Source organism: Nocardioides proteolyticus (genome assembly GCF_051280635.3).
Lineage (GTDB): Bacteria > Actinomycetota > Actinomycetes > Propionibacteriales > Nocardioidaceae > Nocardioides.
In genome coordinates this window covers 15,485-30,406 of the sequence record NZ_JBNBPO030000022.1, presented here as the reverse complement: position 1 = coordinate 30,406, position 14,922 = coordinate 15,485, and the positions used below count along the sequence as shown (strand labels likewise).

Genomic DNA, 14,922 nt, shown 5'->3' with positions numbered 1-14,922 from the left:
CCGCCTCAGGCCAGGTCGAGACCGGGGTAGAGCGGGTGCTTGTCCAGCAGCTCCGCCGAGGCGTCCTTGACCTTGTCGGCCACGCCGTCGGCCAGGGTGTAGCTGGCCTTGGACGGCTCCCCCGCCTTCGTGGTGCCGGCCGAGGTGTTCTGCAGGACGTGGACGATGAGCTCGGCGACCGCGTCGAACTCCTCGGCCCCGAAGCCGCGGGAGGTCAGCGCCGGCGTACCGATCCGGATGCCGGAGGTGTACCAGGCGCCGTTGGGGTCCGAGGGCACCGAGTTGCGGTTGGTCACCACGCCGGCGTCGAGCAGCGCCGACTCCGCCTGGCGACCGGTGAGGCCGAAGGAGGTGACGTCGATGAGCACGATGTGGTTGTCGGTGCCGTCGGTCACCAGCTTCGCGCCCCGGCGCATCAGGCCCTCCGCGAGCGACTTGGCGTTGTCGGCGATCGCCTGCGCGTAGGTCTGGAACTCGGAGGTGCGGGCCTCGGCGAACGCCACCGCCTTGGCGGCCATCACGTGGGAGAGCGGACCGCCCAGCACCATCGGGCATCCGCGGTCGACGCTGGGGGCGTACTCCTCGGTGGCGAGGATGAAGCCGCCGCGCGGGCCGCGCAGCGACTTGTGCGAGGTGCTGGTGACGACGTGGGCGTGCGGCACCGGGTCCTCGTCGCCGGTGAAGACCTTGCCGGCCACCAGGCCGGCGAAGTGCGCCATGTCGACCATGAGGGTGGCGCCCACCTCGTCGGCGATCTCGCGCATCTTCGCGAAGTTCACCCGGCGCGGGTAGGCGGAGTAGCCGGCCACGATGATGAGCGGCTTGAACTCCCGGGCCTTGGCGCGGAGCGCGTCGTAGTCGAGCAGGCCGGTCTCGGGGTCGGTGCCGTACTGCTGCTGGTGGAACATCTTGCCGCTGATGTTGGGCCGGAAGCCGTGGGTGAGGTGGCCACCGGCGTCGAGGCTCATGCCGAGCAGGCGCTGGTTGCCCAGCTCCTTGCGCAGCCTCTCCCAGTCCGCGTCGGAGAGGTCGTTCATGTTCCGCACACCGGCGTCGGCGAGCCACGGCCCCTCGACGCGGTGCGCGAGGATCGCCCAGTACGCCGTGAGGTTGGCGTCGATGCCAGAGTGCGGCTGCACGTAGGCGTACTCGGCGCCGAACAGCTCGCGCGCGTGCTCGGCCGCGAGCGACTCGACCGTGTCGACGTTCTGGCAGCCGGCGTAGAAGCGGTGGCCGACCGTGCCCTCGGCGTACTTGTCGGAGAACCAGGTGCCCATGGTGAGCAGCACGGCGGGCGAGGCGTAGTTCTCGCTGGCGATCAGCTTGAGCGACGCGCGCTGGTCGGCGAGCTCCTGGCGGGTGGCCTCCGCGATCCGGGGCTCGACGGTGGAGATGACGTCGAGCGCCTGACGGTAGGCGCTGCTGACGAGCTCGCTGGAGGGGGCCTGCGCGGCGTTGTCGCTCATGGCGCCCAGCCTAGTGCCGCCGCCGGGTCCGAGGGTCGGAGCGCGTGCCCCCGGCCCTGAGCAGTCTCGAGACGGCCGTGGTCGGTTGTGACGTGCGTCGCAGGCCGACCGGTTCTGCGCGGGCTGGACCGGCTGACCGTCCGAACTGCGAGACGTCCGTCCGCATCATGAGATTGCGATTTGTGGTCGCCCGTCCGAGGAATGAGACTCGCCGCCATGGTCACTGCTGCAACCCATGCGCACCTCGTGGTACGTCGCCACGTGGACTTCGGGCGCACCCGCAGCATGATGTGTTGGCCCCGCTGATCGACGCCGACCACCTTTCGAGCCGCGCGCCGCTGCGCGCCCCATCAGCGAAGGACCTGCTCTCCGCATGCCCGATCTGCGCTTCAAGTCGAACCCGCCCCAGTTCACCGACGTCCCCCGGCCGCGCCGCGCCGAGGGCCAGTGGGCGTTCGGCTACACCGAGCCGCTCAACAAGAACGAGCAGTCCAAGAAGGACGACGACCCGCTGAACGTGCGGGACCGGATCCTCTACACCTACTCCAAGCGCGGCTTCGACTCCATCGACCCCGCCGACCTGCGCGGCCGGTTCCGCTGGATGGGCCTCTACACGCAGCGCAAGCCCGGCATCGACGGCGGCCGGACCGGAGCGCTCGAGGAGGAGGAGCTCGACGACCGCTACTTCATGATGCGGGTCCGCTCCGACGGCAAGCTGCTCTCCGCCGACGCCGTGCGGACGCTGGGCCGGATCGGCGTCGACTTCGCGCGGGACACCGCCGACATCACCGACCGGCAGAACATTCAGTACCACTGGATCGAGATCGAGAACGTGCCCGAGATCTGGGAGCGCCTCGAGGCGGTGGGCCTGCACTCCACGGAGGCCTGCGGCGACTCGCCGCGGCCGTTCCTCGGCTCGCCGGTCGCCGGCATCGCCGCCGACGAGATCATCGACGGCACGTCCGCGCTGGAGGAGATCGAGCGCCGCTACATCGGCGACAAGGCCTTCTCCAACCTGCCCCGCAAGTTCAAGACGGCCGTGACCGGGCACCCCAGCCACGACGTCTCCCCCGAGACCAACGACGTGTCCTTCGTCGGCACCGTCCACCCCGAGCACGGCCCCGGCTTCGACGTCTGGGTCGGCGGCGGCCTCTCCACCAACCCGATGTTCGCCCAGAAGTTCGGCGTATGGGTGCCGCTCGACAAGGTCCCGGACGTGTGGGCCGGCGTCGCCGGGATCTTCCGCGACTACGGCTACCGGCGGCTCCGCTCCCGCGCCCGGCTGAAGTTCCTGGTCGCCGACTGGGGCGCCGAGAAGTTCCGCGAGGTCCTCGAGAACGAGTACCTCGGCGAGAAGCTGGTGACCAACCCGTCGCCAGAGACGCCGGTCGCCCACCGCGACCACGTCGGCGTGCACGCCCAGAAGGACGGCCGGTTCTACATCGGCGTCGCGCCCACCGTCGGTCGGGTCTCCGGGACGCTGCTCACCCGGCTCGGCGACCTGATGGAGGAGTACGACGTCGCCGGCGCCCGGCTCACCGCCTACCAGAAGCTGGTGCTCATCGGCGTCGACGGCGAGCAGGTCGAGCCGCTCGTCGCCCGGCTGGACGAGATCGGCCTGGCGGCCCGGCCGTCGAACTGGCGGCAGAACACGATGGCCTGCACCGGCATCGAGTTCTGCAAGCTGGCGATCGTCGACACCAAGGAGCGGTCGCGCCGCCTCGTCGCGGAGCTCGAGCGCCGGTTCCCCGACCTCGACACCCCGATCACCGTCAATGTGAACGGCTGCCCCAACGCCTGCGCCCGCACGCAGGTCGCCGACTTCGGCCTCAAGGGCCAGCTCGTCACCGACGCCGCGGGCAACCAGGTCGAGGGCTTCCAGGTGCACCTCGGCGGGGCGACCGGCCTGCACGCCAACTTCGGTCGCAAGCTCCGCGCCCACAAGGTCACCAGCGCCGGCCTCGACGACTACGTCAGCAGCGTGGTGAGCAACTTCCTCGCCGACCGCACCGAGGGCGAGGCCTTCGTGGAGTGGGTGCACCGCGCCGACGAGGAGCTCCTCCGCGGCGAGAAGACGCTCGACGGCGACCGTCCGCTGGTGGGTGCGCCGTGACCGACGACGAGGGCGGAGCGGGCCGCGCGGCGCCGTACCACTGCCCGTACTGCAGCGAGACCGACCTCTGGCCGCACGAGCCCACCGGCTGGGAGTGCCGGGCGTGCCGCCGGGCGTTCACCGTCAAGCTGCTGGGCCTCGTCGACCGGACGCCCGGACCGGGTGGTGCGTCGTGACCGCCCCGGCCACCGCTCGCGCTCGGAGCTTCCGCGGCGCGCAGACCGAGGGCCGCTCCCCCGAGGAGCTGCGCGAGATCGTGTCCCACTGGGGCGCCGAGCTCGAGCTGGCGCCGGCCGAGGTGATCATCGAGTGGGCCGCCGCCACGTTCGGCGACCGCTTCTGCGTGACCTCCTCGATGGGTGACGCCGTCCTCGCCCACCTGGCCGCGAAGGTGGTCCCCGGCGTCGACGTGGTGTTCCTCGACACCGGCTACCACTTCGTGGAGACCATCGGCACGCGCGACGCCGTGGCGGCCACGATGGACGTCAACCTGATCACGATCACGCCGACCCAGAGCGTGGCCGAGCAGGACGCGGAGCACGGCAAGGACCTCTACAAGAGGGACCCCGACCTGTGCTGCGCGCTGCGCAAGGTGAAGCCGCTCGCCGAGTCGCTCGCCGGGTACGACGCGTGGGCGACCGGCCTGCGTCGTGCCGAGACCCACAATCGGGTGATCGCCCCGGTGATCGGCTGGGACGCCAAGAAGCAGAAGGTGAAGGTCTCCCCCATCGCCCGGTGGAGCGACGAGCAGGTCGAGCGCTACATCGCCGACAACGGCGTGCTCGTCAACCCGCTGGTGTACGACGGCTACCCGTCCATCGGCTGCGCCCCCTGCACCCGCCGGGTCGCGCCCGGCGAGGACCCGCGCAGCGGGCGCTGGGCCGGCACGGGCAAGACCGAGTGCGGGATCCACTCATGACCGACCAGACCGCCGAGAGGAGAAAGTCCTGATGCCCGCTCCGGCACTCATCGCCCTGGCTCACGGCAGCCGCGACCGGCGCTCCGCCGCGACCGTCACGGCCCTCGTCGAGGAGACGAAGGCGCTGCGCCCCGACCTCCGCATCGAGAAGGCGTTCCTCGAGCTCGCCAAGCCCGGGTTCCAGACCGTCGTCGACAAGCTGGTGCGGGCCGGCCACGACGAGATCGTGGTCGTACCGCTCCTGCTCGTCGAGGCGTTCCACGCCCAGGTCGACGTACCGCAGGCGATCGCGGAGGCGACCGCCCGGCACCCCGGCCTGCAGATCCGCACCACCGACGTGCTCGGCCTCGAGCCGCGGTTCCTCGAGGTGCTCGACGAGCGGATGCGCGACGCGCTGCGCGCCGCCCGCGTCCGCGAGCTCGACGCGCTGGTGCTCGCCGCGGCGGGCTCCTCCGACCCGCTGGCCAACCAGGCCGTGGCCCGGCTGGCGCGGCTGTGGGGCGCCCACCACAAGCTGCCCGTCACGGCGGCGTACGCCACGAGCGCGCCGCCGGCCACCGGCGAGGCGGTGCGGGCTTTCCGGGCGGAGGGCCGGCGGCACATCGCGGTGGCCTCGCTGTTCCTCGCCCCCGGCGAGCTGCCCGACCGGGCCGCCGAGCTGGCGCGGGAGGCCGGCGCGATCGCGGTCTCCGCACCGCTGGGCGCGCACCCGGAGATCGCTCGGACCGTGCTCGCGCGGTACGCCGTGGGCGCGGTCGAGCTGGTGCCCGTCTGACCGGATCCCGCCACCTCGTGGTGCGAGACGTGCCACCTCGTGGTGCGGAACCTCCCACTTCGTGGTGCAGAACCTGCCACCTCGTGGTGCAGAACCTGCCACCTCGTGGGGTGGGTCAGAGGACGAGGCGCTCCAGCAGGTGCTCGAGGGTGCGGGCGGGGTCGCCGGTGACGCCGCCGTGGACCGGGCCGGGCTGGAGGACGGTGCTGCGGGGAGCCTTGAGGAAGCCGAACCGGGTGCTGACGTCGTCGCGCGACTCGCGCACGCCGTAGGCGGTGGCGCGCAGCGCGGGGCCGAAGTCGGCGTGCGCCTCGCCCCGGCAGACCCGGTCGACGGCGTCGAGCGCGTGCTGCACGGCCGCGATGTCGACGGCCGGGTCGAGGGCCCGGAGCCGCGCCTCGTCGACGGCGCTGCGCACGCCGAGGAACTGCTCGTCGGGGCAGTAGAGCACCACGCCGACGTTGACGAACTCCTCGCGCTCGACGCGGGGGACGCAGCGGAGGGTGACGTACTGGTAGGGGTTCACGCCGGTCCCTCTCGCGGGAGCCAGGGCCGGCCGCCGTCGCGCCGGGCCCGGAGGAAGGCCAGGTAGCGCTCACGGAGAGCGGCGGGATCCTCCGCGCCCGGCACCGGGTCCAGCCAGTGGTCGGGCACGTCGTCCACGACGGCCCGCAGCGCGTCGTCGTCGAGCCGCGCGGCGAGTGCCGCGTCCTGCGCCCGTGCCTGGGCGGCATGGCCGCGGAGGATGTGCTCCGAGGCGTCGTACGGCTGGGCCGCGAAGCGCGCCGGATCTCCGGGTCCGCCCGGCCAGGAGTGGTGGAAGTAGAGCGACGCACCGTGGTCGATGGCGTAGAGCACTCCGCGCCAGACCAGCAGGTTGGGGTTGCGCCAGCTGCGGTCGACGTTGGCCGTGAACGCGTCCAGCCACAGCACCCGACCGGCCAGCTCGGGGTCCGGGTCTGTGGTGGGGTCGTAGCCGAAGGCGCCCGGCAGGAAGTCGATGCCGAGGTTGAGGCCGGCGCTCGCGTTGAGCAGGTCCTGGACCTCCTCGTCGGCCTCGTAGCGGGCGATCGCCGGGTCGACGTCGAGGACGACCTGGTCGGGCGTGGGGACGTCGAGCAGCCGGGCGAGGCCGGCGACCACGACCTCGGCCACCAGCACCCGCGGCCCTTGGCCGGCGCCGTGGAACTTGCACACGTAGGTGCCGAGGTCCTCGGCCTCCACCACGCCCGGCAGGCTGCCGCCCTCACGGAGCGGCGTGACGTAGCGGGTCACCCGAACCGTCGGCATCATGCGACCGATCCTGTCAGACCGGCGGGGTCTCCTCGGTCAGCAGGCGCTTCTGCTCCTCGACGTCGAAGTCGGCGGCGGGCCAGCCGAGATCCAGCGAGCTGAGCGCGTCGTGCAGCAGGGTGCCGACGGCGAGGTTGCGGTACCACTTCCTGTTCGCCGGTACGACGTGCCACGGGGCGACGTCGGTGTTGGTGCGCTCGATCGCGATCCGGTAGGCCTCCTGGTAGGCCGGCCAGCGCCTCCGCTCCGCGAGGTCGCCGGTGTTGTACTTCCAGTGCTTCTCCGGCTTCTCCAGCCGCGCGAGCAGCCGCTTCCTCTGCTCCTCCGCCGAGATGTGCAGCATGCACTTGACGATCGTGGTGCCGCTCGCCGCGAGGTCGGCCTCGAACTCGTTGATCGCGTCGTAGCGCCGCTCGATCTCCTCCGCTGGCGCGAGGTCGCGGACCCGGGCGATCAGCACGTCCTCGTAGTGCGAGCGGTCGAAGACGCCGACGAACCCGACGGGCGGCAGTGCCCGGGCGATCCGCCACAGGAAGTCCTGGGCGAGCTCCTCCTCGGTCGGCGCCTTGAACGAGGTGATTCGCACGCCCTGCGGGTCGACCAGGCCGACCGTCGAGCGGAGGGTGCCTCCCTTGCCCGAGGTGTCCATGCCCTGGAGCACCAGAAGGAGGTTGCGGGTGCCTCCGGCGACGCCCTCGGCGAAGAGACGCTCCTGGAGGTCGGCCAGCTCGGGCCCCATCGCGTACAGCGCCGCCTTCCCCGTCGCCTTGTCGCCGTCGAAGCCGGGCGTCGCGTCGGTGTCGATCGAGGCCAGGTCGACCGGCCCCTGCGGGACCCGGAGCAGGGAGGTGAGGTGGGAGGTCGGGAAGGGCGAGCTCATCCGGCCAGTGTGCCTGCCGGCGGATGCGGGCGGCCGGCGCGCCCGCTCAGGCCAGGTCGGTGGAGCCGGAGTCGTCGTCGACCATGCGGAGCTCGTCCTTCACCACCGCGAACGCCATCCCGGACGGGTAGCCCTTGCGGGCGAGCATGCCGACGAGTCGCCGTGCGGCGACCTGCTCCTCGAGGCCGCGCATGGAGCGGAGCTTCTTGCGCACCAGCCGTCGGGCGGCGGCCTCCTCGTCGCCGGGGTCGACCTCGGCGAGCACCGCGCGGGCCGTCTCGTCGGCGATGCCCTTGCGGCGCAGCTCCACGGCCAGGGCCGGGCGCGCGAGGCCGCGGGTGCGCTGCCGGCTGTCGACCCAGGCCCGGGCGAAGGCCTCGTCGTCGACCAGACCGACCTCCTCGAACCGGTCGAGCAGGGGGCCCGCCACGTCGTCGGGGACGTTGCGGCGGGCCAGCCGCTCCGCCAGCTCCTTGCGGCTGCGCGCCTGGCGGCTGAGCTGGTCGAGGAGGATGGTGCGGGCCACCGACTCGGGGTCGGCGTCCTCGGTCCAGCCGTCGTCGTCCGGCGGCTCAGCGCTGGGCATCAGAAGCTGTCGACGCCGATCGGCTCGTCGGAGAGGTCGTCGTCGCCGTCGACCTGCGGGGTGACGCCGAGCTTCTCGAGGATCTTCTTCTCGAGCTCGTTGGCGAGGTCGGGGTTGTCGCGGAGGAAGCCGCGCGCGTTCTCCTTGCCCTGGCCGAGCTGGTCGCCCTCGTAGGTGTACCAGGCGCCGGCCTTGCGGACGAGGCCCGCCTCGACGCCGACGTCGATCAGGCCGCCCTCGCGGCTGATGCCCTTGCCGTACATGATGTCGAACTCGGCCTGCTTGAACGGCGGGGCGACCTTGTTCTTCACGACCTTGACCCGGGTGCGGTTGCCGACCATGTCGGTACCGTCCTTGAGGGTCTCGATCCGGCGCACGTCGAGGCGCACCGAGGAGTAGAACTTCAGCGCCCGACCACCGGTGGTCGTCTCGGGCGAGCCGAACATCACGCCGATCTTCTCGCGGAGCTGGTTGATGAAGATCGCGGTCGTCTTGGAGTTGTTGAGCGCACCGGTCATCTTGCGCAGCGCCTGGCTCATCAGTCGCGCCTGGAGGCCGACGTGGCTGTCGCCCATCTCGCCCTCGATCTCGGCGCGCGGCACGAGCGCGGCCACCGAGTCGATGACGATCAGGTCGAGCGCGCCGGAGCGGATCAGCATGTCGGCGATCTCGAGGGCCTGCTCGCCGGAGTCGGGCTGGGAGACGAGCAGCGCGTCAGTGTCGACGCCGAGGGCCTTGGCGTACTCCGGGTCGAGGGCGTGCTCGGCGTCGACGAACGCCACGATCCCGCCCGCCGCCTGGGCGTTGGCCACGGCGTGCAGGGCGACGGTGGTCTTGCCGCTGGACTCCGGGCCGTAGACCTCCACCACCCGGCCCCGGGGCAGCCCGCCGATGCCGAGCGCCACGTCGAGGGCGATCGAGCCGGTCGGGATCACGTCGAGGGGCGCCCGGGTGTCGTCACCGAGCCTCATCACCGAGCCCTTGCCGTACTGCTTCTCGATGGTGAGCAGTGCGGCGTCGAGCGCCTTCATCCGGTCATCGCCAGCCATGTGCCTCAGTCCTTGTGTCGGGGTGGAGCCAGGTACATCGGCGACGCTAGGGCGAGGCTCCGACACAGCCTGGTCAGCCGTGTCGCCGTTGTGGACAGCCCGCCCCGGCGTCGTACCTGTGGACGGCCGGTGGCTTCCCCGGTCCGCCGTGGGCACCACCCTAGACGAACACGTGTTCGAAGTGCGCCACGCCGCGTCGGCGTGTCGGAGACGTCCCGCGCCGGTCCGGCTCAGGCCGGTCCGCAGGTGATGGCGTTGTCGCGCACCGCGACGTCCTCGTAGAGCCCGCCGGCGTTCGCGCCCGCCTCGCCGTAGGCGACGATCGTCCCGTGGCAGCGGACGCCGTTGGTGTCGGCCTCGATGGTGCAGGTCCACTCCGGCGCCCGCGCGTTGAGGTTCGTCCCGTCCTCACCCGGCGCCGAGCACGTCACGTCCTCGCCGTCGGCGAAGAAGAGGTCGCTGCCCTCCACGTCCTCCGCGACGATCATCGCCTGGCGGGCCGCCTCGCCCTCGGCGTCGACCAGGGTGATCTCGAGGCCGCCGCCGGCCGACGTCTCGCCGAGGCCGGGACTCGACGAGGAGGTCCCGGTCGGCGCGGTGGAGGTCGCCGGGTCGGGCTCCGGCGCCGAGCTCGACGCGCCGGCGGTGGTGTCGGCGCCCTCGTCCTCGTCGCCGCCACCGCACGCGGTCAGCACCGCGGCCAGGAGCAGGACCGGAACGGCACTGGCGAGCCTTGTGACCTGGCGCACTGGAACGACCCCCACGACGAGCACTGGATCTGTCACCCGAGGACCGGATCCTGCCACGTCGCGGCCCCTGCCGCGACCGATCAGGACGGCTGGGGGCGCAGCCCGGCCCGGGCGGCCGCGCCGATCACGCCGGCGACGAGGGCCAGGCTGACCAGTGCCAGCGCCGGGTAGTCCGCGAGACCCACCACCACGCCGGCCAGCGCGCCGGCCGCGGCGGCGGTCAACCCCATGACGAGGTCCGCCACCCCCTGCACGTCGGTACGGGCGGCGATCGGCGCGTGCTCGGCGACCATGGTGGAGGACGACACCATGGCCAGCGACCAGCCGACGCCGAGCAGGAACAGCCCGCCGGTCACCTGCCACGACATCCCGGTCGGCGCGGAGGCGCACAGCAGGAGCGCGACCAGCAGGACCGCTCCCCCACCGCCGAGGACCTGCGGGCGGCCCACCCGGTCGGCGAGCCAGCCGACCACGGGCGAGAACGCGAACATGCCGAGCACGTGCACGCTGATCACGATGCCGATGACCTCCAGGCCGGCGCCGCCGTGCTCCATGTGGAGCGGCGTCATCACCATCACCCCGATCATCGTGGCGTGGGCCAGGGCCAGGCCGGCGATGGCATAGCCGAGCACCGGCCGGTCGCGCACCGCCTGCCGGGCGCGCGACCACGCCGTGCCGGTCGGTGGGCCGGTCGGCGCCCTCCCGTCGCCGGCCGCGTGCCGCTGGGCGACGAGCAGCGGGTCGGGCCGCAGCAGCACACCGACGAGCAGCGCGGCCAGCACCATCCCTACGGCACCCAGCGCGAAGGGGCCCGTCAGCTCGGGGATGTCGACGGCGTCCGCGAGCGCTCCGGCGGGCCCGGTGAGGTTGGGGCCGGCGACGGCGCCGATCGTGGTGGCCCAGACCACCATCGACAGCGAGCGGCCACGGGTGGTGTCGGACGCGAGGTCGGTCGCGGCGTAGCGCGACGCGTTGTTGGCGGAGGTGCCGGCTCCGAGCATCACCGCGCCGACCAGCAGCAGGGCCATGGACCCGACGACGCCGGACAGCACGGCGAGTCCACCGCCGGCCCCGCCGACGAGGTACGCCGTCACCAGGCCGGCCCGGCGTCCCCGCCGCGCCATGAGCGGCGCGAGGAGGAAGGAGATCACCGCCGCGCCGAGCACCTGCGCCGTCTGGGCGAGCCCGGACATCGCCTCGGAGCCGGAGAGGTCGCGCGCGAGCAGGGAGGCGGTGGCGATGCCGATCGTGATCCCGACCGCGCCGACCGCCTGGGTCAGCACGAGGACGCGGACGGTACGACGCTGGACCGAGGCGACGTCCGGCGCGAGCACCGCCGTCATCGCTCGCTCGCCGGCAGCTCCAGCACCCGCCAGACGGCCTCCCACACCTGCTTGGGCGGTACGCCGGCGGCCAGCGCCTCCTCGGCCGTGCGGTGGTCGAGGTCGCCGATCACGAACTGCTCCGCCCAGACCCGCGCGTAGGCGGTGCCGAGGTGCTGCTCCATCCGTGCCCAGAACTCGGTGTGCCTCACCCGGCCATCATCCACCGGACGTCCCACTGGTGGTGCACCGCGTCGTGCAGGTGGTAGCGACCGAGCGAGGCCACCGTGAAGACACTCCCGTTGCTGCGCCGGCCGGGACGGCTCCACGACTCCGGCGGCACCGAGTCGTAGATCGCCGCCACCCGGTCGGCCGCGGACTCGAGCGCCGGTGCGACGTCGACCGCACGCTGCAGGTCGTAGCGCTGGACCCGCGCGGTCTCGTCCTGGTCCCAGTTGGCGAAGAGCGGGTCGTCCTCGGTGAGCATCTGCCCGAGCCGCTGCGCGAAGAGCACGTGGACGTCGCGCACGTGGCAGGCGTACTCGGTGGGCGACCACACGGCAGGGGCCGGCCGTCGCTCCGCCTCGGGCCGGGCCAGGGCGGAGACCCAGAAGCGGGCGTTCGCGCGGACGGCGGCGCCGAGGTCGCCCGGCTCGACCGACGCCGCGTCCAGGCCGCAGTCGGGGCACGGCCGCTCGAGGACCCAGGTCCAGTCCTTGGTGTCGGGCTCGGTCGCCGGCGCGGGCTCGGTGGTCACGCGGCAGATCCTCGCGGTGGCGGCATGTGGTGCGCCAGCGGTTTCCTGCCACCGACCGGGCATCCCCTGCCAGGTGCGCCGCGGTCCCGGCGGACAGGCCGCGGATCCCCACACACCCCGACCTGTCCCCCGGCTGGCCCCACGTTCGGGTCGTCGTGGGCACGACCGGACAAGTCTGGACCACCCGCGGCCGCGGAACGACGGGTTCGCACCCCAGAAAACCCCGGACCGACCCCAGAGTTCACCGGCTCAGGAGCCCGGAACGACGGCGGCGAGGTCGCGACGGCCCCGGATCCCGAGCTTGCGGTAGACGGAGGAGAGGTGCCACTCGACGGCCTTCACGGTGACGAAGAGCTCCTCCGCCACCTGGCGGTTGGTCCTCCCGGCGAGCACCAGGTCGACCACGCGTCGCTCGGCGGGGGTGAGCGAGGCCCGGCGGTCGCCGACCGGGCCCGGCCCGGCACCGAGCCCGGAGAGGATCGCGCCGGAGCGCGCGACGAGCGGAGCCAGGCCCTCCGCGGACGCGCGGGTGTGCGCGGAGCGCGCAAGCGCCGCCGCCTCCTCCGCGGCGACCGACCGGTCCCGCCGGACGAGCAGCTCGGCCAGGGCCACCTCGGCCGCCGTCCGCTCTACGGTACGACGCAGGGCCGGCCGCTCGAGGAGCGCGAGCGCCTCGCGGAGGAGTGCCTCCGGCTCGTCCCCCGCGCCGACCTCCGCAGCGAACGTCAGCGCCTCGGCGGCGGCGCGGGGGGCGCCCCACCCGCGGGCCAGCCGGACGTCCTCGGCGGCTGCCGCACGGGCCTCGTCGACACGACCCTGCAGGAGCCGGGCGCGGGCCAGCCGCCGTCGGGGGCTGAGCATCGCCGGGTTGTCCGCCGCGCCCAGCACGCCGGCGACCTCCTCGACGAGCCGGGCGGCGTCGTCGGCGCGCCCCTCGACCAGCGCGAGGTCGGCGAGCGCCACGGCCGCGAACTCCGCCAGCGACCCCGGCTCGCGGGTGCACTCCTCGAGCGCGGGGCCGAGCGCCGCTGCGGACGCGACGTCACCCCGGGCCAGGTGGGCGGCCACCGTCATCTGCAGCAGCACCGGCGTGTAGGCGGACCAGCCGAAGCGCCGGAGGTCGTCGGCGAGGGTGAGGTCGTCGAGCGCGCCGGTGACCGCACCGGAGCGGAGCAGGGCGCAGCCACGGCAGAACAGGGCCGTCGCCAGGCCCAGGGCCGACCGCAGCTCGCGCGCGTCGGCGACGGCGCGATCGAGCACGTCCAGCGCCACGTCGAGGGTGTCGGTCCAGGTGAGCACGCCGCTGACGACGTACACCGGGGCGCCGACCGCGCTCGCCTCGTCGAGCAGCCGGCCGCCTCCCCACGCCCGCACGGCCAGCTGCGCCGCCCGATCGGCCGTCTCCCCCCGCTGGAAGACCAGACCGGCCGCCGCGGCGGCGAGCAGCAGCCGGTCGCCGTGGGTGTCGGCGTGGGCGGGCTGGGCGCTGACGCGGCGCAGCTCGGCCTCGAACTCCCCGGGAGTGGCGCTCAGCGTGAGCGCGTTCATCGCCACCCGGACCATGAGCACCTTGCGCTCCTCGGTGGCCTCGGGCGGGGTCCGCTCGAGCCAGGTGCGCCACAGGTCGAGCGCCTCCTGGTGGCGACCCGCCGCGGTCAGCGCGTCCCCCGCCTCGGCCATCACCAGCGCGGCCTCGGCGGCCGAGGACGCCGAGGCGGCCGCGCGCCGCCACGCGGTCAGTGCCTGGTCGACCGCGCCGAAGCCGGCCAGGGCGCGGGCGGCCTCCTGGAGGATCGGAAGCAGCTCCGAGTGGGGCGGGTCGGCCAGCTCGTCGACGGCGCGCAGCAGGTAGCGCGACGCCAGCTCCGCCGCACCGGCCACCAGCGCGCGCCGTCCCGCCGCCAGGAGGAGGTCCCGCGCCTCCCGGCGCCCCGAGGGCAGGGTGTGCAGGAGGTGGCCGGCCACCTCGTCGTCCGCCGCGCCCTGCCTGCGGAGCACCGCCGCGAGGTCGGCGTGCAGCTCCGCACGGCCGGCCGGTCCGAGGTCGTCGAGGATGGCGTCGCCGATCAGGGCGTGGCCGACGGCCGCCGCGGGTGGCTCGGCCTCCTCCCACACCACGACGTCCGCCTCGGCCAGGCCGTCGAGCAGCCGCAGCGCCTCCGCGGCGGGCCGCCGGGCGACCGCCGCGACGACCGCTGCGGTCACCGGCCGGGCGGCCAGCGCCACCACGCGGGCGATGTCGAGCGACCCCTCGGGCAGTCGGGCCAGGGTCGACCGCACGACGTCCACCACCCCGCGCGGTGTACCGGTCTCCCCGGAGCCGTGCGCCTCGGACAGCTCGCGCACGAAGAGCGGGACGCCCTCGCTGCGGCGCACCACCTCGGCCGCGGCCTCCGCCGGGAGGTGCGCCACCAGCCGCGCGGCGGCCGCCGCCGACAGCGGGGGCAGCGGGTGCCGCCGGGCGCGGCGTGCCACCCGCGCGAGGTGCTCCGGCGCCGTGACCGGCTCGGCGCTCCGCCTGCCGAGCAGCACGACGACCGGCTGGCCGGCGATCGCGGCGGTCAGGTGGTCGAGGACCGCGAGGCTGACCGGGTCGCTCCAGTGCACGTCGTCGACGACCGCGAGGACCGGGCCGTCGGTGGTCAGGTCCTCGACTGCCCATTGCACGGCGTAGGCCAGCTCGAGCGGTGGCGCGGACGCGTCGGACAGCACGACCGCCGGGCCGTCGAACGGGGCCGAGCCGAGCGGGACCGTGCGGAGCAGCGGCGCGAACCACGCCCGGACCACGCTGCCCGGCACGGTGGCCGACAGCGGGCTGCAGCGCGCGTGGAGGACCCGCCGGGCGTCGGGCTCGAGCGAGCGCACGAACGCCTCGATCACGGTCGTCTTCCCGATGCCGGCGGGGCCCTGGAGGAGGTGCACGGAGCCGCGCGCGGCAGCGGCGTCGGTCCACGCCGCCCGCAGCGACGCGAGGACGCCGTCGCGCTCGAGGAGCGGGGAGGGGTCCGGCACC

At 73.7% G+C, this 14,922-nt stretch carries 15 protein-coding genes; 4 read left to right on the top strand and 11 right to left on the bottom strand.

The genetic code is table 11. From position 1 onward, the window contains the following. Positions 1–5: 5 nt before the first annotated feature. Positions 6–1,466, bottom strand: a complete 1,461-nt coding sequence (locus ACPOLA_RS13820; RefSeq protein WP_435771021.1) for a glycine hydroxymethyltransferase — start codon at positions 1,464–1,466, stop codon at positions 6–8. Positions 1,467–1,839: 373 nt separating this feature from the next. Here ACPOLA_RS13820 and ACPOLA_RS13815 point away from each other — a divergent pair, with 373 nt between their 5' ends. The 4 genes from ACPOLA_RS13815 to ACPOLA_RS13800 are packed head-to-tail and all read left to right on the top strand — an operon-like array spanning position 1,840 to position 5,273. Continuing rightward, on the top strand, positions 1,840–3,579 hold the full coding sequence (locus ACPOLA_RS13815; RefSeq protein WP_435771020.1) for a nitrite/sulfite reductase: 1,740 nt from the start codon (positions 1,840–1,842) through the stop codon (positions 3,577–3,579). Continuing rightward, complete coding sequence (locus ACPOLA_RS13810; protein WP_435771019.1) at positions 3,576–3,755, top strand: hypothetical protein; 180 nt, start codon at positions 3,576–3,578, stop codon at positions 3,753–3,755. Before ACPOLA_RS13815 ends, ACPOLA_RS13810 begins: the two co-directional genes overlap by 4 nt. Then, a complete protein-coding gene (locus ACPOLA_RS13805; RefSeq protein WP_435771018.1) occupies positions 3,752–4,498 on the top strand; it encodes a phosphoadenylyl-sulfate reductase in 747 nt (248 codons plus the stop codon). Before ACPOLA_RS13810 ends, ACPOLA_RS13805 begins: the two co-directional genes overlap by 4 nt. A 31-nt stretch (positions 4,499–4,529) precedes the next feature. Then, positions 4,530–5,273, top strand: a complete 744-nt coding sequence (locus tag ACPOLA_RS13800) for a sirohydrochlorin chelatase (RefSeq protein WP_435771017.1) — start codon at positions 4,530–4,532, stop codon at positions 5,271–5,273. A gap of 115 nt (positions 5,274–5,388) precedes the next feature. Here ACPOLA_RS13800 and ACPOLA_RS13795 read toward each other — a convergent pair whose 3' ends face one another. The 10 genes from ACPOLA_RS13795 to ACPOLA_RS13750 form a co-directional block, all read right to left on the bottom strand. Next, complete coding sequence (locus ACPOLA_RS13795) at positions 5,389–5,799, bottom strand: DUF3037 domain-containing protein (RefSeq protein ID WP_435771016.1); 411 nt, start codon at positions 5,797–5,799, stop codon at positions 5,389–5,391. Then, positions 5,796–6,566, bottom strand: coding sequence for a HipA family kinase (locus ACPOLA_RS13790; protein ID WP_435771015.1), 771 nt, complete (start codon positions 6,564–6,566; stop codon positions 5,796–5,798). The genes ACPOLA_RS13795 and ACPOLA_RS13790 overlap by 4 nt, the downstream gene beginning before the upstream one ends. A gap of 13 nt (positions 6,567–6,579) precedes the next feature. Beyond that, positions 6,580–7,446, bottom strand: coding sequence for a PPK2 family polyphosphate kinase (locus ACPOLA_RS13785; RefSeq protein WP_435771014.1), 867 nt, complete (start codon positions 7,444–7,446; stop codon positions 6,580–6,582). Between the two features lie 46 nt (positions 7,447–7,492). Beyond that, positions 7,493–8,032, bottom strand: coding sequence for a regulatory protein RecX (locus tag ACPOLA_RS13780; RefSeq protein WP_435771013.1), 540 nt, complete (start codon positions 8,030–8,032; stop codon positions 7,493–7,495). Beyond that, positions 8,032–9,081, bottom strand: a complete 1,050-nt coding sequence (gene recA, locus ACPOLA_RS13775) for a recombinase RecA (RefSeq protein WP_435771012.1) — start codon at positions 9,079–9,081, stop codon at positions 8,032–8,034. The genes ACPOLA_RS13780 and recA overlap by 1 nt, the downstream gene beginning before the upstream one ends. Before the next feature lie 230 nt (positions 9,082–9,311). Further along, a complete protein-coding gene (locus ACPOLA_RS13770) occupies positions 9,312–9,845 on the bottom strand; it encodes a hypothetical protein (protein WP_435771011.1) in 534 nt (177 codons plus the stop codon). A gap of 65 nt (positions 9,846–9,910) precedes the next feature. Then, the gene (locus tag ACPOLA_RS13765) at positions 9,911–11,173 is read right to left on the bottom strand and encodes an MFS transporter (RefSeq protein ID WP_435771010.1); all 1,263 of its coding nucleotides are present in this window, start codon (positions 11,171–11,173) and stop codon (positions 9,911–9,913) included. Beyond that, entirely contained in the window at positions 11,170–11,364 is a 195-nt protein-coding gene (locus ACPOLA_RS13760; protein WP_435771009.1) for a DUF3046 domain-containing protein, read from the bottom strand. Before ACPOLA_RS13760 ends, ACPOLA_RS13765 begins: the two co-directional genes overlap by 4 nt. Further along, a complete protein-coding gene (locus ACPOLA_RS13755; RefSeq protein WP_435771008.1) occupies positions 11,361–11,909 on the bottom strand; it encodes a DinB family protein in 549 nt (182 codons plus the stop codon). The genes ACPOLA_RS13760 and ACPOLA_RS13755 overlap by 4 nt, the downstream gene beginning before the upstream one ends. Positions 11,910–12,158: 249 nt before the next feature. After that, complete coding sequence (locus tag ACPOLA_RS13750; protein ID WP_435771007.1) at positions 12,159–14,921, bottom strand: AAA family ATPase; 2,763 nt, start codon at positions 14,919–14,921, stop codon at positions 12,159–12,161. Position 14,922 lies beyond the last annotated feature (1 nt).